Consider the following 23,868-nt stretch of genomic DNA (forward strand, 5'->3'; position numbering starts at 1 on the left):
ATGGACAAAGCAAAAAAAATAGTAAAAAATATCTTTTTTTTATTTTTGGGATTGATTACTGCAGCTATTTTCGCATTCTTTTTTTTATCTATCTTTGTTAATAGTTCATCTGTTGTTGAGATTCCCTATTTGGTTGGAGAAGATAAAAATGTTGCTTTAGCATCTTTAAAAGAATTAAATCTAATCCCAAATTTAATTGGAAATGGCGATAAGGTTTTATATACAGATCCATCTGCTGGTACTAAGGTTAAAGAAGGACATCATGTTATTGTTCAGCTAAGAAATCTTGAACCTATGAAAGTACCAGATTTAATTGGGCTTCCGCTTCAGGTTGGTGAACAATTTTTATTAGAATATAAAATTGCTTATGAAAAACGATATGTCATCACATATTCTTCTGAAGAAAATGAAGTTGTTCTTGATATGTTTCCGGAACCTGGTAAATCTTATTCTGAAGAAAAACTTATTTTGTATGTTGGTAAATATGGAGGAAATAATTGATGAACTGGAGAAAAGGAATAGTTATAAGATTTCATTCTAATACTCTTACAGTTCGAGATCTAGAAACCAACATAAATATAGAATGTTATTTACCTGGCAAATTTAAGCTTCAAAAAATTCGTCCAATTGTTGGAGACTATGTTGAATATGTTGTCGAAAAAAATCATGAGTTTGGAGTGATAAAAAATATTTTACCAAGAAAAAATGAGCTATATAGACCAAAAGTTGCCAATGTTGATCAAGTTATTTTGGTGACTTCTTTAAAAGAACCCAAAGTTGATTACATAATTGTAGACAAGTTTTTGGTTCTTGTTGAAAAAGAACAATTAGATGTTGTTATAATATTGAATAAAATTGATTTATTAACTTCTTCTGAAGAAAAAAAAGACATGCAAGACTTTTTAAATATTTACAATCCTCTTTATCCTGTTATTCCTACTTCTAAGATTACAAAGGACAATATTCAATTAATAAAAGAAGTATTAAAAGATAGGGTTTCAACTTTGGCTGGATTGTCAGGAGTAGGAAAAACAAGTTTACTTAATATGTTGGATCCTGATTTAAAACTTAGAGAAGGTGACATTTCTCCAAAGCTCGGAAGGGGAAGGCATACAACAACTTTTGCTCAATTATTACCTTTAAAATTTGGAGGATTTGTTGTAGATACACCTGGGTTTGCAGATCTTACATTATTAGGGATAGACAAAGATGAAATAAAATTATATTTTCCTGAATTTTTGCCTTATCAATCATATTGTTCCTTTTCTAACTGCTCTCATGTTTATGAGCCAGAATGTGCTGTGAAAGAAGCTGTTGAAGAAGGTAAAATATCCTATATACGATATAATAATTATTGTGTAATTTATAAAGAAATGGAACAATAAATATTTTTTTGATATTTCTCACGAATAATCGAGGTGATTTTTTTGCCCAAAATATATCCATCAATTTTAGCAGCAAACTTTATTACGTTAGGCACCGAAATAGACAAAGTATTAAAAAACGCCGATGGTATTCATCTTGACATAATGGATGGAGTATTTGTTCCTAATATATCTTTCGGTTTTCCCATTATAGAATCAATTAGAAAATATACGGACGCTTATTTAGATGCTCATTTGATGATAGTTGAACCTGATAGATATTTAGAAAAATTTGCTATGTATGTAAATAGTATTACTGTTCACTATGAAACTGTGATACATTTACACAGGACAGTAACTTGGATTAAAAAGTTAGGGTGTGATGCAGGAGTTTCACTTAACCCCCACACTCCAATTTTTATGCTGGAAGAAATTTTACCTTTTTTGGATAAAGTTCTTATTATGTCTGTAAATCCTGGTTTCACTGGGCAACAATTTATTGAATCGACATTTGAAAAAGTTAAAAAGCTACGTCAATTGGCTAATAAGATTAATCCTAAACTTGATATAATGGTTGATGGTGGAGTAAATAAAGATAATATAGGGAAACTTGCTTTAGCTGGTGCTACTACTTTTATAATCGGAGCAAGTATTTTTCATAAAGAAGATCCATATGTAGAGATAAAAGAATTAAAAGAGGCGGCGAAAAGTATTGATTGATATATATTTAGGTACATCTAATAAAGAAAAGATAAAAGAAGTCGATAAAATCCTAGAAAAATTAAATATTAAACATAAAGTGAAACTTAGAAGCATATTTGATAAAATTGAAAGTAAAAGTATATATATTGAGGAGAATGGAGAAACATTTTTAGAAAATTCGGTAATAAAAGCCTGGAAATATGGTAAAGTAATAAATAAATGTGTGATAACCGATGATTCAGGTTTGAACATTGTAGCACTTGACAATTTTCCTGGTGTTCATTCTTCAAGGTTTATGTCAAATTCGCCTTATGAGGTAAGAATGAAAGCAATTTTGGCCATGATGAAAGACCTAGAAGATAGGAGAGCTTATTTTGCTTGTGCTGCAACGTATTATGACATAGAAAATAATATTTTAGTTTCAATAGAAGAGAGAGTTTATGGTACAATAGCTTATGAGATTAGAGGAAGTAATGGTTTTGGTTATGATCCTTTTTTTATACCTGACGGATACAATCAAACTTTTGGTGAGCTTCCTCCAGAAGTTAAAAACGAGATAAGCCATAGAGCAAAAGCTTTTAGCAGATTATTCAATCATCTTTTAGAGAGTTCATTGATATAATTCATTCAAGTAATTTGAGAAAATTTAGGTTATATATAGATTTTTTGAAAAATATATGATATAATTGCGTTGAAGTTGGCAGCTAAGAGGTTTTAATGATTTTCATCTTTGAAAGGGGGAATGCATGTGAACAAAAAAGAGTTAGTAGATGCTTTAGCAAAGAAGGCTTCTATTACTAAGAAGGATGCAGAAGCTTTTTTAGATGCTTTTGTTGATGTAGTATCTGAAACATTAAGTAAAGGGGAAGAAGTTAAGTTAGTTGGTTTTGGAACATTTAAAGTTCAAGAAAGAGCTGCAAGGAAGGGAGTCAATCCTCAAACTGGTAAACCACTTAAAATTCCAGCTAAGAAAGTACCTAAATTCGTACCTGGTAAAGAATTGAAAGAATTAGTAAAATGATAGAGATTAAGGAATAGGGCAGTCAACTGCCCTATTTTTTTATTAAAAAGCTTAAAAAGGTGATACTTAGATGGTATGGGTAATTTCAGATATTCATGGAATGTATGATCAATTAGTAATGTTATTAAGAAAAATTGATCTTAACGATCAGGTTATATTTTTAGGTGACTACATAGATAGGGGACCGGATTCTAAGAAGGTTCTTGATTTACTAATAGCATTAAAACAGGATCGGAATTATATATTTTTAATGGGCAATCATGAAGATATGATGTTAGATTATTTTGATAAAACGAACAAATATATGGAGGGTATTTGGTTTTACAACGGTTCCTCTTCTACTCTAAAAAGTTTTAATTATAATGTAGGAAAAGAATATCTAGATTTTATTAGGGACCTTTTATTATACTACGAATTGGAAATAAAGGGTCAGAAATATCTTTATGTTCATGCTGGTGTTAAACCAGGGAAATCACTTAATCACCAAGATAAACACGATTTATTATGGATCCGAGATGAATTTCTTTTAATAAAAGAACAATATTATGATTATACGATAATTCATGGTCATACACCCACACAATTTATTAATGGTGAAGATAAAATATTTATTAAAAAAGGAATAAATAATAAGATAATTAGTGTTGATATAGATACAGGATGTGTTTATGGCGGAAAATTAACTGCTTTTGGGATATCTGAAGATAATAAATATATAATTTATCAAGTTTAGATTAATCAGATAAATGTCTATAAACTCTCGTAAACTTATTTAAATTCTTTTTATAGTTAATTAGACTTTTTTTGAAATTAATAAAAAATGATATAATTTTAACGAATGATAAAATAATTATACTTTAATGTTAAACGAAGAATTATTTGAAACAGTTAGTAAACTAATCGATATTACTGAGGTGTTAGAGGAATGTTAAAGAAATTAAGAGAATACGTTGAATATATGAGAACACAATTTATCAAGCAAATATTAGAAGGTGAAGGTATACAGGTGCTTTTGAAATCTTCTTCTGGAATAGGCCAAGAATATTTTGGTTCAGGAGTTATGTATGATATTTATGTTTCAGAAGAAGAGTATGAAATTGCTAATTCGATTGTCGAAAAATTTGAGAAGGGAGGAATTATTTTGGATGAATTAAAGAAGACCCCACTGTATGAAAAACATAAAGAATTAGGGGCTAAGATGGGAGAGTTTGCAGGGTGGGAACTTCCTCTTTGGTACACATCTATAATTGATGAGCATAAAGCAGTTAGAGAAAATGTTGGTATTTTTGATGTCTCTCATATGGGTGAGCTTTTTGTAGAAGGAAGAGAAGCAGAATCTTGCTTAAATTATCTCATAACAAACAATGTTAGTAAATTGGAGGTTGGCGATATCCTATATTCTCCCATGTGTAACGAGCAAGGCGGTATAATTGATGATCTGCTTGTATATAGAATTTCAACAGATTCATTTATGCTTGTAGTTAATGCATCTAATACAGATAAAGATTTCAATTGGGTTGTGAACAATTCAAAAACCTTTGATGTTGAAGTTTCAAATAAAAGCCATGAATATAGTTTGATATCTTTTCAAGGGCCAAAAGTTCAAGAGCAGCTTCAGAAATATTTAAAAGAAATTGATTTAGAAAAATTTAATTATTTTACTTTCAAAGAAATAGAATTAGAGGGAGAAAATGTGCTCATTTCTAGAACAGGTTACACTGGAGAGGATGGATTTGAAATATATCTATCTCCAAAAATTGTTGTTAAAGTTTGGGATAATCTGATAAATTTGACAAGAGAAGTCGATGGGAAACCTTGTGGTTTAGGGAGCAGAGATACTTTAAGATTCGAAGCTAAATTACTTCTTTATGGAAATGATATTGATGAAACTACTACACCTTTAGAAGCAAATATTAAATGGACCATAGATTTTAGTAAGGATTTTATTGGAAAAGGGGCTTTGCTTAGTCAGATGGAAGAAGGAATAAAAAGAAAACTTGTAGGAATAGAAATATTTGATAAAATGCCTGTAAGGCACGGAAATGAAATATATAATAATAATGATGAAAATATTGGATACGTTACAAGTGGATTAAAATCTCCTACTTTAAATAAAAATTTAGCTTTAGGTTACGTAAGTATACCATATTCTTCCATAGGAAGTAAATTAACAATAATTAACAGAAATAAGCGCTTATCTGCCCAAGTTGTTAAAACACCTTTTTATAGAGGAAGTGTCAAAAGCAACAAATAACAAGAAAAATATAATTGAATTTTTGAAGAGGTGACAGAAAACATGAGTGATTTTCCTTATTTGCCACATACTGAAAGAGATATTGATGAAATGATGAATTATTTAAATATTAAAGACATTAATGAGTTATATCAAGATGTTCCTCAACTTTTTAACAAAGATCTTAATCTTCCTTCTTCTTTAAGCGAGTTAGAAGTAAAAGAAAAATTATTTGATTTATCTGATTTCAATAAAAATATACAAGAATTCGGTATTTTTAGGGGTGCAGGCGTATATAATCATTATATTCCAACAGTTGTTTATTCGATAGCTTCTAATCGTAATTTTTTAACTGCTTATACACCGTATCAAGCTGAAGTTTCACAAGGTACTTTGCAAATACTCTTTGAATATCAAACTTTGATTTGTGAGCTCACCGGAATGGAAGTCGCAAACTCTTCAATGTATGATGGAGCTTCTGCTTTAGCTGAAGCAATTTTAATGGCTAAAAGAATAAATGGAAGAAACAAGGTTCTAATTTCAGATTTGATACATCCGGAATATTATGAGGTGACGAAAACCTATATTGAAGCTCAAGATATAGAATTAATAGAAATAATACATAATCATCAAACAGCGCAAATTGATATTCAAGATTTAAAAAACAAGATATCAAAAGAAGTTAGTTGTGTGGTAGTTTCTTACCCTAATTTTTTTGGAGTTATAGAAGATTTACAAGAAATAAGAGAAAATGTTCCTGAAGATATTATATTAATTGTTTCAACTTATCCAATTTCTCTTGGACTATTAGAATCTCCTGGATGTTTTGGGGTAGATATAGTTGTTGGAGAAGGACAATCTTTAGGGAATTTACCTTCGTTTGGTGGACCTGGTTTGGGTTTTTTTGCTTCAAAAGAAAAATATATAAGAAAAATGCCCGGAAGAATAATTGGCGAAACAGTTGATAAAGACGGAAAAAGAGGATTTGTAATGGTTCTTCAAACTAGGGAGCAACACATAAGAAGAGAAAGATCAACTTCTAATATATGCTCTAATCAAGCGCATAATGCTCTTTTAGCTTCAATATATTTAAACGTTATGGGAGAAAAAGGGTTAAAAGAAGTTGCTCTCCAATGTTATCATAAGGCCCATTATTTAGCTAATAAATTATTAGAAACGGATAAATTTGAAATGGTATATCAAGGTCCTTTTTTTAATGAGTTTGTGATGAAATCAAAAATAGATCCTGTTTATATGAACAAGAAACTCATAGAACAACGCTATTTTGGTCCATTACCTTTAAAAAAATTCTTCCCACAAAAAGGAGATCAAATATTATTTAGCGTTACTGAATTAAATAAGAAAAGAGATATCGACTTTTTATGTTCATTTTTGGAGGGATTATCATGAAATTAATTTTTGAGAAATCTTCGAAAGGAAGAACTGCTTATACACTTCCTAAATTAGATGTACCTGAGTCAAATATTGATATTCCAACTCATTTAATTAGAAAAACACATCTTAATTTTCCTGAGGTTTATGAAACAGAAGTGGTGAGACATTATAATGAATTAGCTAGTTTAAACTATTCTGTAGACAGGGGCTTTTATCCATTGGGTTCTTGTACTATGAAATATAATCCAGTATTAAACGAAGAAGCAGCTTCGCTTGAAGGGTTTAAAATGTTGCATCCTTATCAAGAAGAAGAAACCATTCAAGGTGCATTGGAGCTTATGTATGAATTACAAAATTTTCTTGTGGAAATAACTGGCATGGATAATATAACTTTGCAACCTGCTGCTGGAGCACATGGAGAACTGACTGGAATGCTCATTATTAGAAAATATTTGCATGATAACAACTTTAATCACAAAAATGAAGTAATTGTACCTGATTCTGCTCACGGTACTAACCCAGCTTCTGCTGCAATGGCTGGATTTAAGGTCATAGAAGTTAAATCTAATTCTGAAGGAAGAGTTGATCTAAAAAATCTAAAAGAATTGGTTAATGAAAATACTGCAGCGATAATGTTGACTAACCCTAACACTTTAGGAATATTTGAAAAAGATATTTTAGAAATTTCTCAAATTGCTCATCAAAATAATGCATTATTATATTATGATGGGGCAAATTTAAATGCCATTATGGGAAAAAGCAGACCAGGAGATAACGGATTTGATGTAGTTCATTTGAATCTACACAAGACATTTTCTACTCCTCATGGAATGGGAGGACCAGGAAGTGGTCCTGTTGCTGTTAAATCATATTTAAAAGCATATCTTCCAAAACCCATTGTATCAAGAAGAGAAAATGGTATGTATTTCTTTGATTATAATATTCCAAAGAGTATTGGGAGGGTTAGAAGTTTTTATGGAAACTTTTTGGTATTAGTGAAGGCATATACTTATATTCTTTCTATGGGAAAAGAAGGACTTAAAAAAGCTAGTGAATTAGCTACTCTTAATGCTAATTATTTAAAGGAAAAATTATCAAAATCGTTTGAAATAGCTTATTCAAGCCTATGTAAACATGAATTTGTGTTAAAAGGGACTATGCTTAAAAATTATGGTGTAAACACTTTAGATTTTGTAAAAAGGCTATTAGATTATGGTATACATCCCCCTACAATATATTTTCCTTTAATTGTTGATGAAGCTATGATGATAGAACCTACTGAAACTGAAAGTAAAGAAACATTAGATTTTGTAATAGATGTATATGAAAAAGTATTAGATGAAGCTATAAATTCTCCAGAAGTTTTAAAAGAAGCACCACATAGTACTCCTGTAAAAAGACTTGATGAAGTTAAAGCTAATAAAGAATTAAAAGTTAGATATATAAATAATGAAGAACAAGGCTTAGATTAATCCGAGCCTTGTTCTTCATTTTTACAGTTTTCACATATTCCATATAAGTTTAACTCAAAATTGTCGACGTCATATTTTGTATAATGCGAAATAAGATTGTTTATTAGAAGCTGTAGATTCTCATGATCAGTTTCAAAAATGTTCAGATCAGTCACATTTCCACATTCGTTACATATAAAATGAATATGTGGTATAACATTGGGATCATAGTGACTTTTATTACCAACTTTAATTTCTTTTACCAATCCTGTGCTTTCAAATAGTTTAACAATGTTATATATTGAGGTAAAAGAGATTCTTTCACCGTTTTTTAAAAGTCTTTGATGAATTTCTTCAATCGACGGATGATCATCTGAGTTAAAAAGTTCACATGCTATTTTTATTCTATTAGGAGTTAGTTTAATTTTTTTGTTTTTTAGTAATTTAACTATTTCATCTTGATCTAATTTCATTTTTACCACCTATTTAAAAAGTCTATGAACGTAAAGACGCTTATAAGATATTATATCATACTTTAGTTGGTAAGTATTATGATTTTATAAGGTTCTTAACAGTACTTTCATATTATTAGTGATATAATTAAAAAGTATTTTGATTCGTTGAATTTAATCCTAAAATCAAAATAGTTGCATCAAACTACCAAACATCAAAAATGAAAAGATATATATAATTTTTGAATTAATATTTGATAATTTTTAGGAGGGATAAAGTGGCTACCATAAAAAAAATAGGAATACTAACAAGTGGTGGGGATGCCCCTGGAATGAATGCTGTTATTAGATCTGTAACAAGATGTGCAGTCACTGAAGGAATCGAAGTTTATGGATTTTTACGTGGATTTGCTGGTATTTTAGATAAAGATTATAAAAAACTCTCCTATTCAGATGTTGGAGGAATAATGGAGAGAGGTGGCACTATTTTAAGAACATCAAGAGTACCTGAGTTTAAACTACCAGAAGTTAGAAAAGTTGCAGGTGATATCTTAAAAGAGCTGGGTATAGATGCACTTGTTATAATAGGTGGAGAAGGCAGCTTAACAGGCGGAAATCTTTTAGCTCAAGAGCAAGGTATCCCATTCATTGGAATTCCTGGGTCTATAGATAATGATATAGCTCATACTGATATGAGTATAGGTGTAGATACATGTTTAAATACGGTGGTTGATGCTATGCAAAAATTAAAGGATACTGCTTCTTCTCATGAAAGGGCCTTTATAGTAGAAGTTATGGGAAGAACCTCAGGATATATTGCTTTAATGTCAGGTTTAGCTATAGGTGCTGAAGCCATAATAATCCCAGAAGTGCCTGTTGATTATGATTCTTTGGCAGAAAAAATGTGGTCTGAAAGAAAAAGAGGTAAAATTAATTCTATAGTGGTTGTTGCAGAAGGTTCTGCCAGCGCATATACAGTTGCAAGACATCTGGAAAATAGAATTGGTTTTGAAACCAGAATAACAATATTAGGTCATATTCAAAGAGGAGGTTCGCCAACAGCTTTTGATAGAATATTAGCTTCGAGAATGGGCTATGAAGCTGTAAAATCTCTTTTAGATGGCAACTTTAATGTAATGATAGGGTTAAGCAGAAATGATTTAGCGAGGATTTCAATTGATCAAGTGCTTTCTGAAAAAAAATCAATAGATATGAATATTGTAAAGCTAGCGGGGATTCTATCATAGAGCTACGAATCATTTTTAAAAAGTTTTAGGGGGAAATATTATCATGAATGAAAATATAAAAAATAAAAAAACACGTGTTGTTTGTACTATTGGACCTTCAACAGACGACGAAGATATTTTGAGAAAGTTAGTAGAAAATGGGATGAATGTTGCTAGACTCAACACCTCCCATGATACAATGTCTCAACATGAAAAAAGGGTAGAGACATTGGTAAAAATTCGAAAAGAGATGAATATACCTCTTGCAATACTGCTAGATTTAGAAGGTCCTAAAATAAGAACTGGAAATTTTGAGACAGATGAAGTAAGTTTAGTAGAGGGGCAGATTTTTATTCTTACCTCTCAAGAGATTATAGGAAATAATGAAAGAGTTAGCATTAATTACAAGGAGCTTCCAAAAGATGTAAAAAAAGGTGATGTAATACTAATAGATGATGGAAAAATAAAATTAGAAGTCATTAAAACTGATGGCAAAGAAATAACAACTAATGTAATTGTTGGGGGAATTATTACCCATCACAGAGGTATTAATGTACCAGGTGTAGATATTAACCTTCCTCCTTTAACGCAGAAAGATAAAGAATTTCTTACCAAAGCAGTTGATTGGAATATTGAATATGTTGCCCAATCTTTTGTAAGGAAACCAGATGATATAATAAAAACTAAGAGAATTTTGACGGAAATTGGAATTCCTGATTTACCCGTTATTGCAAAAATAGAAACTCTTCAAGCTATTGATAATTTAGAAGCAATAATTGAAGAGGCAGACGGGGTTATGGTTGCAAGAGGAGACTTAGGGGTGGAAGTTGCGGTAGAAAAAATTCCTTTACTACAAAAAAGAATAATAGAAATAGCTAATACAATGGCAAAACCCGTAATTACTGCGACACAAATGTTGGAAAGTATGATCAACAATCCATTTCCAACACGAGCAGAAGCCACAGACATTGCAAACGCAATATTAGACGGAACTGATGCTGTAATGTTGTCTGGTGAAACTGCTGTTGGGAAATATCCTGTACAAGCTGTTAAAGTTATGAGTAGTATTGCTTGTGAAACAGAAAAATATCTTGATGATTATTCTTATAAATTTGATTATTCAACATATGGTGGTGGAGATCAAGATACAAATGCGATTTCTCAGTCTGCAATAAAAGTAGCTGAACAATTAGGAATAAAAGTAATAGTTGCAACAACTTATAGTGGATACACTGCCAGAGCACTATCTCGATTTAGAAGAAATATTAAAATTATAGCAGCATCCCCAAGATATAAAACATATAATAGGTTGGCTTTAGTATGGGGAGTTACTCCTGTAATAATGCATAAATTTGTTGATACGGATAATATGTTAGAAAACGTTTCTAATATAGTTAAATCATTGGACTTAGTTTCACCAGGAGAAAGTATTATTGTCACTGCAGGCATTCCTTATGGTTTTTCAAGTAAAACCAATTTTCTTAAAATTCATGAAATATAAACGAGTAATTTGAGGTGATTTTAGTGAAATTTATTATTGAAAATGAGTTAACTCCAAAAAAAATTGTGTCAGAATTAGATAAATACATAGTTGGTCAAACCGAAGCTAAAAAACTAGTTGCTATAGCTTTAAGAAACAGGATTAGGAGATTATCGTTAGATGAAGAAATTAGAAAGGACGTCATTCCCAAAAATATATTGATGATAGGTCCCACGGGCGTTGGTAAAACCGAAATTGCAAGAAGATTGGCCGAGATTGCTAACGCACCATTTGTGAAAGTTGAAGCAACACGATTCACTGAGGTAGGATATGTAGGAAAAAATGTTGAAAGTATGATACGAGAATTAGTAGATAATTCTATAAACATGGTAAAAAAAGAGATGATGGAAGAAGTTAAAGAAAAGGCACAAAGGGCTGTTGAAGAAAGAATTGTAGAAGCTCTTGTTCCATCTAAAAAGAAAAAAACTCAAACATCTTTTACTGATATGTTTCAAGTGTTCACTCAACCAAATCAATATGAACAAGATAAAAATATTCGGGAAGAAGACGAAGCGATATTAAAGAAAAGAAAAGAAGTTTTAGAAAAACTACGTAATAAAGAATTAGAAGATGTAGAAATTGAAATAGAATTGGAAGAGCAGGCAAGCCCGTTATTTTTGGGAATGGGTCCTGAATTTGAAGATATGGGAATGCAATTTGGAGAGATGTTTGAGAGTTTAATGCCTAAAAAAAAGAAAAAGAGACGGATGAAAGTTTCTGAGGCTAGAAGAGTTTTAGAACCAATTGAAGCAGAACAATTCATAGATCAAGATAGACTTTATCAAGAAGGATTAGACAGAGCACAAAATCAAGGAATAGTATTTATTGATGAAATTGATAAGGTTGTTTCAAAAGGTTCATCTTCTGGTCCGGATGTATCTAGAGAAGGTGTACAAAGAGACCTGCTACCTATTGTAGAAGGAACAACTGTTTTGACAAAATACGGCTCTATCAAAACTGATTACATATTATTTATAGCTGCGGGTGCGTTTAGTGATTCTAAACCATCAGATTTGATCCCTGAGCTGCAGGGAAGATTCCCCATTCGTGCAGAGCTTTCTTCTTTAACCAAAGAAGATTTTGTTAGAATTTTAACTCAGCCGAAAAATGCGCTTTTAATACAATATCAGTTCCTGCTCAAAGCAGATGGAGTAGTTGTTGAATTTACTGACGATGGAATTGATAGAATGGCAGATATAGCTTATGAAGTTAACGAAAAAGTTGAAAACATAGGAGCTAGAAGACTGTATACTATTGTAGAAAAAGTTCTTGAGGAAATATCTTATGAAGCTCCCGCATCTGGAGAATGGGAAGTTAGAGTTGATAAAAATTATGTTGATTTAAGGTTAGGAGATATTGTCCTTAACGAAGACTTACGCGAGTTTATATTATAATTTATTGATTTTTTATTTGAAAAAATAGGAATAATTTGAAAAAATAGAAATACACATTTCTTGAAATACAACATTATAAATTTAGAAGGGACAACAAATTCCCTTCTATTTTTGTGGTAAATATTGACTACTTTTATATTTTTATTATAGACATTTTCCTTAATATTTTGTTATAAAAAATAAAATTTGGAAGTGAGGAAGAATGGCTAATAGAGTAAAGGTTATTATCATAATTGGTTGCGGTCGGATGGGTTCAGAGTTAGCGCTTAAATTATGCAAAGATCATAACGTTATTGTAATAGATAAAGATGAAAAATCTTTTGAAAGGTTAACTAAAAATAATTTTGTAGGTTTTACGAAAATACTAGATACAAATGATATGGCTGCATTAATGGACTTAAATTTAGAAACTGCAGATATGGTATACATAGTAACCCCGGATGATAATTTAAATTTTATGTTGTCATATGGGATAAAAAAAATTAATGATAAAATCAATCTAGTATCAAGAGTTAATGATCCTGAAAAAAAGGCTATTTTTACAAAAGCTAATCTAGACTTCTTTTGTCCAATTGAAGATTCTGTTAACAACCTAGTTAAAGATTTGGAGAGGAATCAATATGAATAGGACATTTTATATAATAGAGGGTTCAGGGTTAGCTTATTCGCTAGCCAAAAAGTTATTGTTATTAGGTAATAAAGTATTCTATGTGAGTAATAAAAAATCTAATTTAGAAATATTAGATGGTTTAAAGGTCAATTTTCCATCTTTAGAGCTTATTAATCAAGATCCTACAGACATCAACTGGATAGAGAATTTAGATTTAGATAGAAAAGTAGAAGCAATGATAATTATATCTGAGGATGATGCCTTTAATTTTGTTGTATCTTGGTTATTAAAACAATTTTTTGAAGAGATAAAGATAATTGCTTTAGTCAATTCACCAGAAGATGAGATTGTGTTTCAATCTATTAAAGTTGAAACTATAGTTCCAATTAAATGGATGGAGAAACTGATTGAATCATCTTTAATTTATGAGGATGTTACAGAATTTTTTAATCCTTATGTTGACAAACTGTCAGTTTTAGAAATTACAATTGATCCTGGAGACAAAGCTGATAGTAAAAAGTTAAAAGAGGTCAAATTACCCCAAAATGCTATCATAGGGGTCTTGATAAGGAAAAATGGTGAAATTATGGTACCAAACGGAGAAACCTCTATTCTTTTGGGTGATAGATTAATAGTGTTAGCACTTAAAGATAAAGTTGATGAAGTGGTAAATGCTTTAAAATAGAAGGTGAAAATGTGTCTTCATATCGTGAATTTCTTATCTTAAGATATAAAGCAATTTTTAGAAACGTAGGAAACATAACTATAGGCTTGTCTCTATTAATACTAGCAATTTCTTTTTTTGCCCTCATAAATGATGGAAATAAGTTATTTTTCTCTTTTTTTATTCCAGCAATCTTAACATTTTTAACTGGATTATTCTTTAGAATAATAAGTAGAGGAGAAAGAAAGAAAGAATTAAGTATACATGATGCTACTGTTACCGTCTTTTTAGTTTGGAGTCTTGCAATATTTTTATCTTCTCTTCCTTTCATTTTTGCAAATTATTTAAATTTTACTCAAGCTATTTTTGAATCTACAAGCGGATGGACCGGTACAGGTCTTTCAATGTTTTTAGATGTTGAAATATTACCTAAATCTATTTTATTGTGGAGATCAGTTACTCAATATGTAGGTGGTGCTGGTTTTGCAATTATTACTGTAATTATAGCAGGATCTGTAGGTGCAGGAATTTATCAAGCTGAAGGGCGAAGCGATAATTTGGTTCCAAATTTAAGGGAGTCTGCAAAAATTATATTGAGAATATATATTATTTGGGCAATTATAGGAACAATTTTATTAATGACAATAGGTAAGCTACCTTTTTTTGATTCATTTAATCACACACTAACTGCTTTGGCAACAGGTGGATTTTCAACAAAGAATTTAAGTATAGGTGCTTATAATAGTTTAAGTGTAGAAATAATTATTATGATACTAATGATAATGGGAGCAACAGGATTTGGAATTCATTATGCTGCGATTTTAATGGTTAAAAATTTTTTTAGATATAGAAAAGAATTGAAAAAAGGAGTACTCACCAAACTCGAATTTAAAGAAAAAATAAGATCTGAACCTTTTCTAAAAAATCCTGAACCCAGACTAATGTTTGTTATACTATTAATATTTTCAACCCTACTTTTTTTGTTTTCTCTTTTACAAATGTATGGCATAAAAGAAGGGATAATCAACTCAATATTTCAAAGTATTTCTTCACTAACGGGAACCGGTTTTTCAACCGTATCATTTATTAATTGGAATTCTTTTGGCTTGCTTATCCTTACATTGTTAATGATTTTTGGCGGTATGATGGATTCCACCTCTAGTGGTTTGAAGTTATACCGTATTTATATAGCTTTTGAACTAGTACTTAATCAAATTAAATCTTTTTTCAAACCTAGTGGAACAACTTTTTATTTGGAAGTTTACAAGGGAATTTCACGTAAAAAGATAGATGTTGATGCTATTAAAAATGTGATAGTTGTGTTTACTGCATATTTTGTAACTTATTTTGTAGGGGTATTCGTTCTGCTAGGCTATGGATATTCTCTACCTAATGTCTTGTTTGAATTGGCTTCAACTGTTTCAAATGTTGGATTATCTGTTGGAATAACAGGCCCTCAAGCCCCACTAGGAGTTTTGTGGACTGAAATAATTGTAATGTATCTAGGAAGATTAGAATTTTTTGTAATTATTAATTCATGCATAAAAATTATTCGAGATTTAAGAGAGGTAACAACATTTTAGTTTATTATATAATACTTGAACGACTAATTAGTTTTCATATAAAAAACTAATTTTAGAAAATTATGTTTACGTACACTTATATCAACCAATATAAGTTAGACATGATCGATTTTTTCTAATTTATAAAAAATATATTAAACACATAAAGTTTGTAGAAGATTTATTTATATAAAAACTTTTGAAATAAAATTATGTTTTCTTTAGTAAAATTAATCATTGTTCACAAAGTCTATAAATTCGTTAGTTAAAATTATTTTTTCATTTCATTGACTTATAGAATCATTTAATTAAAATTTTCGTATATTATCAATTCATAAGTGCTATCGACATTATCCTTTAACTGATCCAGCAAGTAGACCTCTAACAAAATATCTACCTAGGAGTATGTAGACTATCAAAGTAGGAAGTGCAGCTAATAATGCTCCTGCCATTTGTACATTCCATTCGACCACTTGGCTTCCTGCTAAATTAACTAGAGCTACAGTAATAGGTTGTTTAGTAGGATCACTTGTAACTGTTACTGCAAATAAGAATTCATTCCAAATATTAGTGAATTGCCAGATTATAACAACGACAAAACCTGGCATTGAAATTGGAAGAAGAATTTTTGTATATGATTGCCATATATTTGCACCATCTACGGAAGCAGCTTCTATTAGTTCATCTGGTATTTCTTCGTAGTAATTTTTAAACATTAAGGTGGTAATTGGAATTCCATATATAACATGAGCAATTATCAATGCAGGAATAGTACCATACAATCCAGTTTTTTGGAAGAATTGTATAAGAGGGAATAAGACACTTTGATAAGGTATGAACATTCCAAACAATAATAATGCAAAAATTAAATTTGAATATTTAAATTTTAGTTTGGATAATGCAAAACCATTTATTGACCCAATCATTGCCGAAATTAGTGTTGCAGGAATTGTAAGATATAAACTATTTTTAAGATTTGGACTTAGTCTAGCGAAAGCCACTTTAAAACCATCTAAAGATATTTTCTTTGGTAAATTCCACATTGTGGCAATAGATACTTCTTCAAATGGTTTAAAAGAAGTACTTATTGTTACATAGAATGGAATAATATAAAATATTGTAAAAATAATTAAAATGATATAATATACAATTGTTGAAGTTTTACTCGTTCTTTCAGCCATTATTTTGACCCCCTAAAAGAATAGTAAAGATAAGGAATTATTACTACCGCAACCATAACTAACATTATTATTGCTATTGCTGAAGCAATGGCATATCTGTTAGACCTAAACATTTGTTCAAACATATAAATAGCAGGCATATCTGTAACATTATTTGGACCACTTCCTGTCATTGCATATATTAAGTCAAATATCTTCAATGACATGTGTCCTATAACTATCATTGCACTCAAAGTAATAGGTCTTAACATAGGCATTTTTATTCTCCAAAAGACTTGAGTTCCTGTTGCTCCATCGACTTGAGATGCCTCGATCAATTCTTCAGGAATTGCTCTTAACCCTGCTAAATACATTGCCATGACGTAACCAGACATTTGCCAAACAGCAGCAATTATAACCGGGATAAGGGCTAAATTAAACTTACCAATTGATTGGGTGCTTGTATACCACATCCATTGGAATTTTGATAAGCCGATTTTTTGAAGTAAAAGATTAATACCCTGAGGATCTGAAGGAAGATTTCCAGGTGCAAATATCCAACCCCAAACAGTTCCTGTAACCACATAGGAAATCGCCATTGGAAATAAAAATAGATTTTGGAAAAAATTAGAACCTTTTAACTTTTTATCAATTATATTAGCAAGAAATAGTCCAAGTATTACACATCCTGCGAGAAAAAATAATGTAAAAAATAAAGTATTCCACATATCAGTTTGAAATCTAGGATCTTGGAAAAGTCTTTGATAATTTCTTAATCCTACAAAATTATACTCGCCCTTAACTAAAGCAGAAAAACTATTCCAATTTGAGGTAGAAGTCCTTATAGTTAGAAATATGAAATAATAAACAAATATGCCAATAAAAATTAATGATGGTAGAATTATAAAAAATCCTGCTCTGGATTTCTTTTTTTGAACAGACATTATATCACCTCTTCACAGATTTTTAAAAAGACCCGGTTCACATGAACCGAGTCTTTTACTAATTTCTTTGAGCAAGATTAATCTGTTAATAAACCTACATCTTCAGCTGCCCAAAGAATCATTTGTTTCGCCTGAGTAATATTTTTTGTAGTAACAAGAGCATTCACTGCGTCGTTAAAGGAAGTTACAAATGCTTCTGGTGCAGCAGAACCATGTACTATTGAAGGGCTAATCGCTAATGTTCTGAAGTCTTCAGCAGTTTCTATTAGATAGGGATCATCTCCAGGATTTGCATCAACTCTGCCTGGAATAGAACCTTTTATAGGATTAAATATTTCTTGTGCTCTTGGAGAGGCTAAATATTCTAAGAAAATAAGTGCATTATTTCTGTGAGGTGCATTTTTAGGTAATCCAAATGTATCTGATATTAAAACAAATACTGCTTGAGTCCCAGGAAGTTCAAACCAACCAAAGTCTTCGCCAGGGGTCCATCCTAATTCTTTAAAATAACCTTCTGCCCAGTCTCCCATTAAATTGAAAACTGCTTTGTTATCATACAAAAGTCTTGCGGCTTCTTGCCATGCTAAGGCAGCGTGATCAACATTAACATAGTTCATGAGTTGAACCATTTTCTGAAGTGCACTATCAAGTCTATTGTCGTTAAAAGATAATTCTCCATTAAATAGTGCATTGTAATTTGCAGCACCAAATTCTGCAACCATTAGATTTTCTACAATTTGACCAGCTTCCCATTTTTCTTTATCACCCATTGCTAAAGGAATGTATCCAGAAGCTTTTGCCTTATCTAATGCAGCTATAAATTCTTGCCATGTTTCAGGTTCTTTTGTTAAACCAATCTCGTTAAACAATTTCTTGTTGTAGAAAATAACATTGCTTCTATGAATAGTTAATGGAATTGAATATACTTCCCCTTCATAACTAACTATGTCTATTAAACCACTTGGAAATTTATCGTATGCACCCCAAAGTTTGAGGTAATCAGTTAAAGGTTCCATCAGTCCTGGAATAACATACGTGTCTGTTAATTCCCAACCTGCGTGTACTTGGAATGTATCAGGAGGGTTGCCTCCCAGCATTCTTGTTTTCAATACAGCTTTTGCATTGGTACCTGCACCACCAGCTACAGTTGCGTTGATGACTTTAATGTTTGGATATAACTGTTCAAAATCTGCAATCGTTGCTAATAATGCAGCTTCTTCACCTCCACCGGTCCACCAACTGAAAATTTCTATTTCTCCACTTTGAGCAAATACAGTCATCAAAGTTAGAAAACTTAATAAAATTAATACAAACCACTTTTTCATACTTTCTTACCTCCTTTTTAGAATGTTTATTAGTTACTTTCCGCACAGATGAAAAAAAGAACAAATGTAGATATATACATATTAAGAAAAGTATTCTATTGAAAAATTTAACTATTTAATAGAAATTGATAGGGAGAAGATACTATTTGCTCAATAGCAATGGAAGCGGCACCAGCCAAAATTGCACTTTCCTTTTTTGAAGCGACTAAAATCTTTGGAGATTCTAAAGAAAAACTATATTCTTCAACAATTCGTTTTATTTCTCTAATTAGATGATATCCTCCATTTAGTATTCTTCCACCAATTATTACAGCTTCTGGACTAATCGTATTAACTAAATTTACAATACCAATAGCAAAAGCCTGATTTATTTCACAAAGTGTTTCATAAATATCTGCATTATTTTTAGAAAGTTTGAGTAATTCTTCAATAGGAAGTTTATATTTTTCAGTTAGTTTATAAAGACCTCCTTCATTTTCTAATTGAATAAAATCCCTAGAAAATAGAGTATGACCAATTTCACCAGCTGAATTAAAAGCTCCTCTGTATAATTGTCCATTGATAATTATTCCTGCACCAATTCCTGCATCTCCAACAACAAATACATAATTTTGATAATTTTTTCCATGTCCAAACCATTTTTCACCAAGTGCAGCACCATTTGCGTCATTTTCTAGCCATACAGGTATTTTATAGTGTTTTTCGATTTGTTTACATAAAGGATAATTTTTCAATAGTGGAAAAGGATGAACGGATTCTAGTACCTTTTTATCACTATCAATTATTCCAGGCATTACAACCCCTATACCTTTTATTCTATCAACATCAAATTTAAAATTTGAAATTGTTTCATCCACAATATAATATATATTTTCTAAAATATCGTTGGGTTTTGCATAAGAATTAATTTCTTTTTCTGAAAAAGATATATTCTTTCCATTAAGATTATAAACCCCTGTCCGTACAATATTTACTCCAAATTCAATTCCAACAACATAAAAAGCGTCTTCATTAATTTTTATCAATTTTCTTTTTCTACCTACTTTACCGTCTATAGTGCCAACTTCTTCTATTAAGTTTACTTCTAAAAACTCATTAATTATATTTGTAATAGTTGCTCGTGTGAGGCCAGTAATGTTTGCAAGCTCAGTTCGTGTTGTGGTCCCTAGTGAATTTAATATTTCTATTACCATTGTTCTATTTTGTTCTTTAACAAGTTCTAAATTATAAGTATTATTTGGCATTAATATCTACCCTCTATTATTTGTCTTTCAAACTTTTTAACCATTCCTTTCTATAAAATTAAAATATATTTTATAAAGAAAGTCAAATTCTCTTACAGTGAATTAAAGGTGAATAAATCCTTTAGGCGTTAAATATTAGTGAAAAAGTAAAAAAATCATAGTTTTTTAATTTATTTAACAAATAAAAAAAATAAAATAATTGAATACGAAACCAACAATACTTGAACGACTATTTCGTTTATCATAAACAAAATACCTATAACAAATTGAAAAAACTAATCTTATAACTATAATTCTTATATATTGTTATTTGTTTTCTTGTTCCTCTCTAACTATATTGATAATTTCCTTTCCTATTTCTATGTATACAAGTTCTTCGCATAAATTAGTTGCATGGTCTGCAATTCTTTCAATGTCTCTAGCTAATAAGATATAAGGAACGACTAGTTCTTGACTGAAATCCGGATCAGATAGTCTATTTATAGCTTTTTTTCTAACTTCAATTTCTAACTCGTCTACAATGTCATCTTTCTTCCAGATTTTTATTGCGGAATCTACATCACGTTCTTCAAAAGCCTTATAAGCTCCTTTTATCATCTCAATAGCAACTTTTAACATTTGATTAATTTCTTTTGCTTCTAATATTTCATATATATCAAAATTTTGATATTGCTGTGTTTTTTCAGCAATATTACATGATAAATCGCCTATTCTTTCTAAATCGTTGGATAGTTTTATCATAGTAATTGCATACCTTAAATCTTTTCCCATAGGTCTGAATCTGGCAAGAATTTGATAAACAGATTCTTCAATTTGGCGGTTCATTTCGTCAATTTCTTCATCTGAATCAAGAATCATTTGGGCTAAAACTAAATCTTTATTTTTTAATGAAGAGATTGAGTCTTCAAGCATCTTTAATACGTCAGATAATAATTTGGATAATGTTCCTCGTAATAGAGTTAGTTCAGTTTCAAACCTTGTAAAATCCATTATTCCACCTTCTTTTTTATCATAATTTATTAAATTTTTTCAAACAATCAATATTAGCTAATTCTTCCATTCAAGTAATCTTCTGTAAGCTGTTTCTTAGGATTTCTTACCATATTTCTAGTTGGCCCCCATTCAATTAATTCGCCTTGATACATGAAATACATATAATCAGATATTCTTGTAGCTTGTGCTAAATTGTGAGTAACTATTATTATAGAATAATCTTCTGATAAATGTTCAATTAAATTTTCTATTTTTTGTGTAGCAATGGGATCTAATGCTGAAGTAGGTTCATCTAATAATAAAATTTCTGGATCTACAGCTAATGCCCTCGCAATACAAAGTCTTTGCTGTTGACCTCCAGATAAGTTTCTCGCTGGTTTGTTTAATTCATCTTTTACCTCATCCCACAAGGCAGCTCTTTTTAAAGCTAACCTTACAATTTCATCTATCCTTCTTTTATCTTTTAAACCATGTATTTTCAAACCGAAAGCAACATTTTCATATATTGACATTGGAAATGGAACAGGTTTTTGAAATACCATACCTATTTTTTTTCTTAGCATAGTAATGTCAATATCTTTGTCATAGATGTTTTTCCCGTCATAAATAATTTCTCCTGATGCCCTATAATCAGGAATTTCATCATTGATTCTGTTAATACTTCTAAGTAATGTGGTTTTTCCACAACCAGAAGGTCCTATGATAGCGCTAATTTTATTTTTAAACATGTCCATGTTAATATTTTTTAATATTTGTTTTTGGTCGTACCATCCATTAAAGTTTATTATTTTTAATATTGTTTTTTCTGTTGTAATTTGTTCAAACATTTTTTTCCTCCTTCCTTATTTGAAATGCAATTAAATAAATTATTAAGATCAGAATCAATAAAAATGAAGATGTTGCTTTTGCCATCCATTGAGCTTCAACTCCATATGACATTGTTATAAAATAAATATGTGTTGGTAGAGTCATAACAGGGTCTAATAAGGAAGTTGGAAGTTTTGTCGAGTAAAAAACAGCACCTGTTAATAAGACTGGGGCAGTTTCACCTATTACTCTACCTGAACCAATTAATATAGCTGTGATTATTCTTTTCTTCCCCGCTGGTATTAAAATTTTAAAAATAGTTTCAGTTTTTTTTGCTCCTAAGGCGAATGCAGATTCTCTTAATTCTCTAGGCAGTGCTACCAATGCTTCTCTTACTGAAGATGCAATAACTGGTAATGTCATAATAGACAACGTTAAACTTCCACTTAATATTGATGTTCCAAATCCTAAAGTGATTGAAAATAAAGTTAAACCGAATAATCCATAAACTATTGATGGAACACCTGAAAGAGAGGTTACAGCGATATCTATTATTTTACCAATTAATGATTTTGAGCCATATTCAGAAAGAAAAACACCGGTCAATAATCCTAATGGAATGGATATAAGTAAGATGAGGGCAATCATTATTAAGCTTCCCAATATGGCAGGTCCAATTCCCCCTTGCGTCATGGCTTTTTTTGGGTATTCAAAGAAAAAAGACGGTTTAAAAAATCTAGCGCCATCAATTATAACTATTGAGATTATTAATATTATTGAAAAAAAAGTTATATAACTAATTGTTCTAAATATTAAAGAGACTAGAGAGTCTACAGATTGTTTTTTCTTCATTTTGTTTTACCCCCTATAACTGTTTTTGAAATTAAAGTAAGAATAAAAGAAATTGTTAATAAGATTAGACCTGCAGTGAATAAAGCTGAATAATGTAAACTTCCAACAGATACTTCTCCCATTTCACTAGCTATGGCAGCAGTTAAAGGTCTGACTGGATCAAAGATTGATTTAGGTATAATAGCGGCACCACCAGCTACCATTAACACAACTATTGTTTCCCCAATTATTCTATTAACAGTTAAAATGATTGAATTTAGAATTCCAGACGATGCATCTTTAGTAACTATTTTAAATCCAGCTGTGAATTTACTAGCACCTAGGGCTAAAGCGCTTTCTTTTAAGCTTTGATCTACAGAAGACAGGGATTCTTCCATTAATGAAGCTGCATAAGGTAATGATAATATTGTTAAACCAATTGATGCGGTAAGCAAATTGCCAGGAGACCATGCTCCTAACTTCATTACTATTGGTGAAACGTAAAAAAATAAAAATGTACCAATAATAACAGATGGTATTCCAGATAACAAATCAATTGTAGATTTTATTATTTTTCTTTCAAATGTGTTTGCGTAATTGTATAAGAAGAAAGAAATAATATAACCAAGAGGCAGGACAAATAGCGATGATAAACCGGTTAATATTAGTGATCCTATTATCATAGCTAGCATTCCAAATTCTGGTGGGTCATATGTAGGATACCAGTAAATACTAAAAAATATTTCTTTACCGACCTGCGTTAATGCAGGAATAGATTCTTTAATAATGAAAACGAACAAACCAACTACAACCAATATTCCAACAAAAGCGAATAAAAAGATGACAGTTTTATTAACCCCGTCTTTAACATCTCTCCAATTCATTTTTAACACTCCTTGGCTTGAGATTTATTATTAATTTAATGATGTACGTGTTATTGATTAACATAA

24 protein-coding genes are annotated in these 23,868 nt (G+C 30.6%); 15 read left to right on the forward strand and 9 right to left on the reverse strand.

Annotation, left to right across the window (positions count from 1 at the left end; genetic code table 11):
* The 9 genes from DTL3_RS06780 (at nt 1) to gcvPB (ending at nt 8,187) form a co-directional block, all read left to right on the forward strand.
* A complete protein-coding gene (locus DTL3_RS06780) occupies nt 1-501 on the forward strand; it encodes a PASTA domain-containing protein (protein WP_045088062.1) in 501 nt (166 codons plus the stop codon).
* On the forward strand, nt 501-1,385 hold the full coding sequence (rsgA, locus tag DTL3_RS06785; RefSeq protein WP_045088063.1) for a ribosome small subunit-dependent GTPase A: 885 nt from the start codon (nt 501-503) through the stop codon (nt 1,383-1,385). The genes DTL3_RS06780 and rsgA overlap by 1 nt, the downstream gene beginning before the upstream one ends.
* A 33-nt stretch (nt 1,386-1,418) precedes the next feature.
* Nucleotides 1,419-2,084 carry a ribulose-phosphate 3-epimerase gene (gene rpe / locus DTL3_RS06790; protein WP_231853972.1) on the forward strand — a complete coding sequence of 222 codons (666 nt, stop codon included), beginning with the start codon at nt 1,419-1,421 and terminating at the stop codon, nt 2,082-2,084.
* A complete protein-coding gene (gene rdgB, locus DTL3_RS06795; protein ID WP_052670421.1) occupies nt 2,077-2,688 on the forward strand; it encodes an RdgB/HAM1 family non-canonical purine NTP pyrophosphatase in 612 nt (203 codons plus the stop codon). Before rpe ends, rdgB begins: the two co-directional genes overlap by 8 nt.
* Before the next feature lie 126 nt (nt 2,689-2,814).
* Complete coding sequence (locus tag DTL3_RS06800) at nt 2,815-3,087, forward strand: HU family DNA-binding protein (RefSeq protein WP_045088065.1); 273 nt, start codon at nt 2,815-2,817, stop codon at nt 3,085-3,087.
* Nucleotides 3,088-3,157: 70 nt separating this feature from the next.
* Nucleotides 3,158-3,820, forward strand: a complete 663-nt coding sequence (locus DTL3_RS06805; protein ID WP_045088066.1) for a metallophosphoesterase family protein — start codon at nt 3,158-3,160, stop codon at nt 3,818-3,820.
* Between the two features lie 192 nt (nt 3,821-4,012).
* Complete coding sequence (gene gcvT / locus DTL3_RS06810) at nt 4,013-5,341, forward strand: glycine cleavage system aminomethyltransferase GcvT (RefSeq protein WP_084217226.1); 1,329 nt, start codon at nt 4,013-4,015, stop codon at nt 5,339-5,341.
* 42 nt (nt 5,342-5,383) lie between these two features.
* Nucleotides 5,384-6,730 (forward strand): aminomethyl-transferring glycine dehydrogenase subunit GcvPA, encoded by a 1,347-nt coding sequence (gene gcvPA / locus DTL3_RS06815; protein ID WP_045088067.1) that lies wholly within the window; start codon nt 5,384-5,386, stop codon nt 6,728-6,730.
* A complete protein-coding gene (gene gcvPB, locus DTL3_RS06820; RefSeq protein WP_045088068.1) occupies nt 6,727-8,187 on the forward strand; it encodes an aminomethyl-transferring glycine dehydrogenase subunit GcvPB in 1,461 nt (486 codons plus the stop codon). Before gcvPA ends, gcvPB begins: the two co-directional genes overlap by 4 nt.
* Here the strand turns inward: gcvPB and DTL3_RS06825 are convergent.
* A complete protein-coding gene (locus DTL3_RS06825; RefSeq protein WP_045088069.1) occupies nt 8,184-8,639 on the reverse strand; it encodes a Fur family transcriptional regulator in 456 nt (151 codons plus the stop codon). The genes gcvPB and DTL3_RS06825 overlap by 4 nt on opposite strands.
* A gap of 266 nt (nt 8,640-8,905) precedes the next feature.
* Between DTL3_RS06825 and pfkA the strand changes: the two genes are divergently transcribed.
* The 6 genes from pfkA to DTL3_RS06855 all read left to right on the forward strand — a co-directional run bounded on the left by pfkA (nt 8,906) and on the right by DTL3_RS06855 (nt 15,635).
* Nucleotides 8,906-9,865: a 6-phosphofructokinase gene (gene pfkA / locus DTL3_RS06830; protein ID WP_045088678.1), complete on the forward strand. Its 960-nt coding sequence runs from the start codon at nt 8,906-8,908 to the stop codon at nt 9,863-9,865.
* 43 nt (nt 9,866-9,908) lie between these two features.
* On the forward strand, nt 9,909-11,345 hold the full coding sequence (pyk, locus tag DTL3_RS06835; RefSeq protein ID WP_045088070.1) for a pyruvate kinase: 1,437 nt from the start codon (nt 9,909-9,911) through the stop codon (nt 11,343-11,345).
* A 32-nt stretch (nt 11,346-11,377) separates the two neighbouring features.
* A complete protein-coding gene (gene hslU / locus DTL3_RS06840) occupies nt 11,378-12,778 on the forward strand; it encodes an ATP-dependent protease ATPase subunit HslU (RefSeq protein ID WP_045088679.1) in 1,401 nt (466 codons plus the stop codon).
* A gap of 202 nt (nt 12,779-12,980) precedes the next feature.
* Nucleotides 12,981-13,406: an NAD(P)-binding protein gene (locus DTL3_RS06845; RefSeq protein ID WP_045088071.1), complete on the forward strand. Its 426-nt coding sequence runs from the start codon at nt 12,981-12,983 to the stop codon at nt 13,404-13,406.
* Complete coding sequence (locus DTL3_RS06850; RefSeq protein WP_045088072.1) at nt 13,399-14,073, forward strand: potassium channel family protein; 675 nt, start codon at nt 13,399-13,401, stop codon at nt 14,071-14,073. Before DTL3_RS06845 ends, DTL3_RS06850 begins: the two co-directional genes overlap by 8 nt.
* An 11-nt stretch (nt 14,074-14,084) precedes the next feature.
* Nucleotides 14,085-15,635 carry a TrkH family potassium uptake protein gene (locus tag DTL3_RS06855; RefSeq protein WP_052670422.1) on the forward strand — a complete coding sequence of 517 codons (1,551 nt, stop codon included), beginning with the start codon at nt 14,085-14,087 and terminating at the stop codon, nt 15,633-15,635.
* A gap of 329 nt (nt 15,636-15,964) precedes the next feature.
* Here DTL3_RS06855 and DTL3_RS06860 read toward each other — a convergent pair whose 3' ends face one another.
* The 8 genes from DTL3_RS06860 to DTL3_RS06895 form a co-directional block, all read right to left on the reverse strand.
* Nucleotides 15,965-16,795 (reverse strand): carbohydrate ABC transporter permease, encoded by an 831-nt coding sequence (locus DTL3_RS06860; protein WP_045088073.1) that lies wholly within the window; start codon nt 16,793-16,795, stop codon nt 15,965-15,967.
* Nucleotides 16,795-17,718 (reverse strand): carbohydrate ABC transporter permease, encoded by a 924-nt coding sequence (locus DTL3_RS06865; protein WP_045088074.1) that lies wholly within the window; start codon nt 17,716-17,718, stop codon nt 16,795-16,797. The genes DTL3_RS06860 and DTL3_RS06865 overlap by 1 nt, the downstream gene beginning before the upstream one ends.
* A gap of 77 nt (nt 17,719-17,795) precedes the next feature.
* Complete coding sequence (locus DTL3_RS06870; protein ID WP_045088075.1) at nt 17,796-19,043, reverse strand: ABC transporter substrate-binding protein; 1,248 nt, start codon at nt 19,041-19,043, stop codon at nt 17,796-17,798.
* A gap of 107 nt (nt 19,044-19,150) precedes the next feature.
* The gene (locus DTL3_RS06875) at nt 19,151-20,287 is read right to left on the reverse strand and encodes an ROK family transcriptional regulator (protein ID WP_045088076.1); all 1,137 of its coding nucleotides are present in this window, start codon (nt 20,285-20,287) and stop codon (nt 19,151-19,153) included.
* A 306-nt stretch (nt 20,288-20,593) separates the two neighbouring features.
* On the reverse strand, nt 20,594-21,277 hold the full coding sequence (gene phoU, locus DTL3_RS06880; RefSeq protein WP_045088077.1) for a phosphate signaling complex protein PhoU: 684 nt from the start codon (nt 21,275-21,277) through the stop codon (nt 20,594-20,596).
* A 53-nt stretch (nt 21,278-21,330) separates the two neighbouring features.
* Entirely contained in the window at nt 21,331-22,107 is a 777-nt protein-coding gene (gene pstB, locus DTL3_RS06885) for a phosphate ABC transporter ATP-binding protein PstB (protein WP_045088078.1), read from the reverse strand.
* The gene (pstA, locus tag DTL3_RS06890) at nt 22,100-22,939 is read right to left on the reverse strand and encodes a phosphate ABC transporter permease PstA (protein WP_045088079.1); all 840 of its coding nucleotides are present in this window, start codon (nt 22,937-22,939) and stop codon (nt 22,100-22,102) included. The genes pstB and pstA overlap by 8 nt, the downstream gene beginning before the upstream one ends.
* Nucleotides 22,936-23,802: a PstC family ABC transporter permease gene (locus DTL3_RS06895; RefSeq protein ID WP_045088080.1), complete on the reverse strand. Its 867-nt coding sequence runs from the start codon at nt 23,800-23,802 to the stop codon at nt 22,936-22,938. Before DTL3_RS06895 ends, pstA begins: the two co-directional genes overlap by 4 nt.
* Nucleotides 23,803-23,868 lie beyond the last annotated feature (66 nt).

This window comes from Defluviitoga tunisiensis (assembly GCF_000953715.1).
GTDB lineage: Bacteria > Thermotogota > Thermotogae > Petrotogales > Petrotogaceae > Defluviitoga > Defluviitoga tunisiensis.

What these genes read in the sequence shown, in the direction of transcription:
- DTL3_RS06780 (WP_045088062.1), top strand. Translation starts at nt 1, where the DNA reads ATGGACAAAGCAAAAAAAATAGTAAAAAATATCTTTTTTTTATTTTTG.
- rsgA (WP_045088063.1), top strand. Translation starts at nt 501, where the DNA reads ATGAACTGGAGAAAAGGAATAGTTATAAGATTTCATTCTAATACTCTT.
- DTL3_RS06805 (WP_045088066.1), top strand. Translation starts at nt 3,158, where the DNA reads ATGGTATGGGTAATTTCAGATATTCATGGAATGTATGATCAATTAGTA.
- gcvT (WP_084217226.1), top strand. Translation starts at nt 4,013, where the DNA reads ATGTTAAAGAAATTAAGAGAATACGTTGAATATATGAGAACACAATTT.
- gcvPA (WP_045088067.1), top strand. Translation starts at nt 5,384, where the DNA reads ATGAGTGATTTTCCTTATTTGCCACATACTGAAAGAGATATTGATGAA.
- gcvPB (WP_045088068.1), top strand. Translation starts at nt 6,727, where the DNA reads ATGAAATTAATTTTTGAGAAATCTTCGAAAGGAAGAACTGCTTATACA.
- DTL3_RS06825 (WP_045088069.1), bottom strand. Translation starts at nt 8,639, where the DNA reads ATGAAATTAGATCAAGATGAAATAGTTAAATTACTAAAAAACAAAAAA.
- pyk (WP_045088070.1), top strand. Translation starts at nt 9,909, where the DNA reads ATGAATGAAAATATAAAAAATAAAAAAACACGTGTTGTTTGTACTATT.
- DTL3_RS06845 (WP_045088071.1), top strand. Translation starts at nt 12,981, where the DNA reads ATGGCTAATAGAGTAAAGGTTATTATCATAATTGGTTGCGGTCGGATG.
- DTL3_RS06850 (WP_045088072.1), top strand. Translation starts at nt 13,399, where the DNA reads ATGAATAGGACATTTTATATAATAGAGGGTTCAGGGTTAGCTTATTCG.
- DTL3_RS06860 (WP_045088073.1), bottom strand. Translation starts at nt 16,795, where the DNA reads ATGGCTGAAAGAACGAGTAAAACTTCAACAATTGTATATTATATCATT.
- DTL3_RS06865 (WP_045088074.1), bottom strand. Translation starts at nt 17,718, where the DNA reads ATGTCTGTTCAAAAAAAGAAATCCAGAGCAGGATTTTTTATAATTCTA.
- DTL3_RS06870 (WP_045088075.1), bottom strand. Translation starts at nt 19,043, where the DNA reads ATGAAAAAGTGGTTTGTATTAATTTTATTAAGTTTTCTAACTTTGATG.
- DTL3_RS06875 (WP_045088076.1), bottom strand. Translation starts at nt 20,287, where the DNA reads ATGCCAAATAATACTTATAATTTAGAACTTGTTAAAGAACAAAATAGA.
- phoU (WP_045088077.1), bottom strand. Translation starts at nt 21,277, where the DNA reads ATGGATTTTACAAGGTTTGAAACTGAACTAACTCTATTACGAGGAACA.
- pstB (WP_045088078.1), bottom strand. Translation starts at nt 22,107, where the DNA reads ATGTTTGAACAAATTACAACAGAAAAAACAATATTAAAAATAATAAAC.
- pstA (WP_045088079.1), bottom strand. Translation starts at nt 22,939, where the DNA reads ATGAAGAAAAAACAATCTGTAGACTCTCTAGTCTCTTTAATATTTAGA.
- DTL3_RS06895 (WP_045088080.1), bottom strand. Translation starts at nt 23,802, where the DNA reads ATGAATTGGAGAGATGTTAAAGACGGGGTTAATAAAACTGTCATCTTT.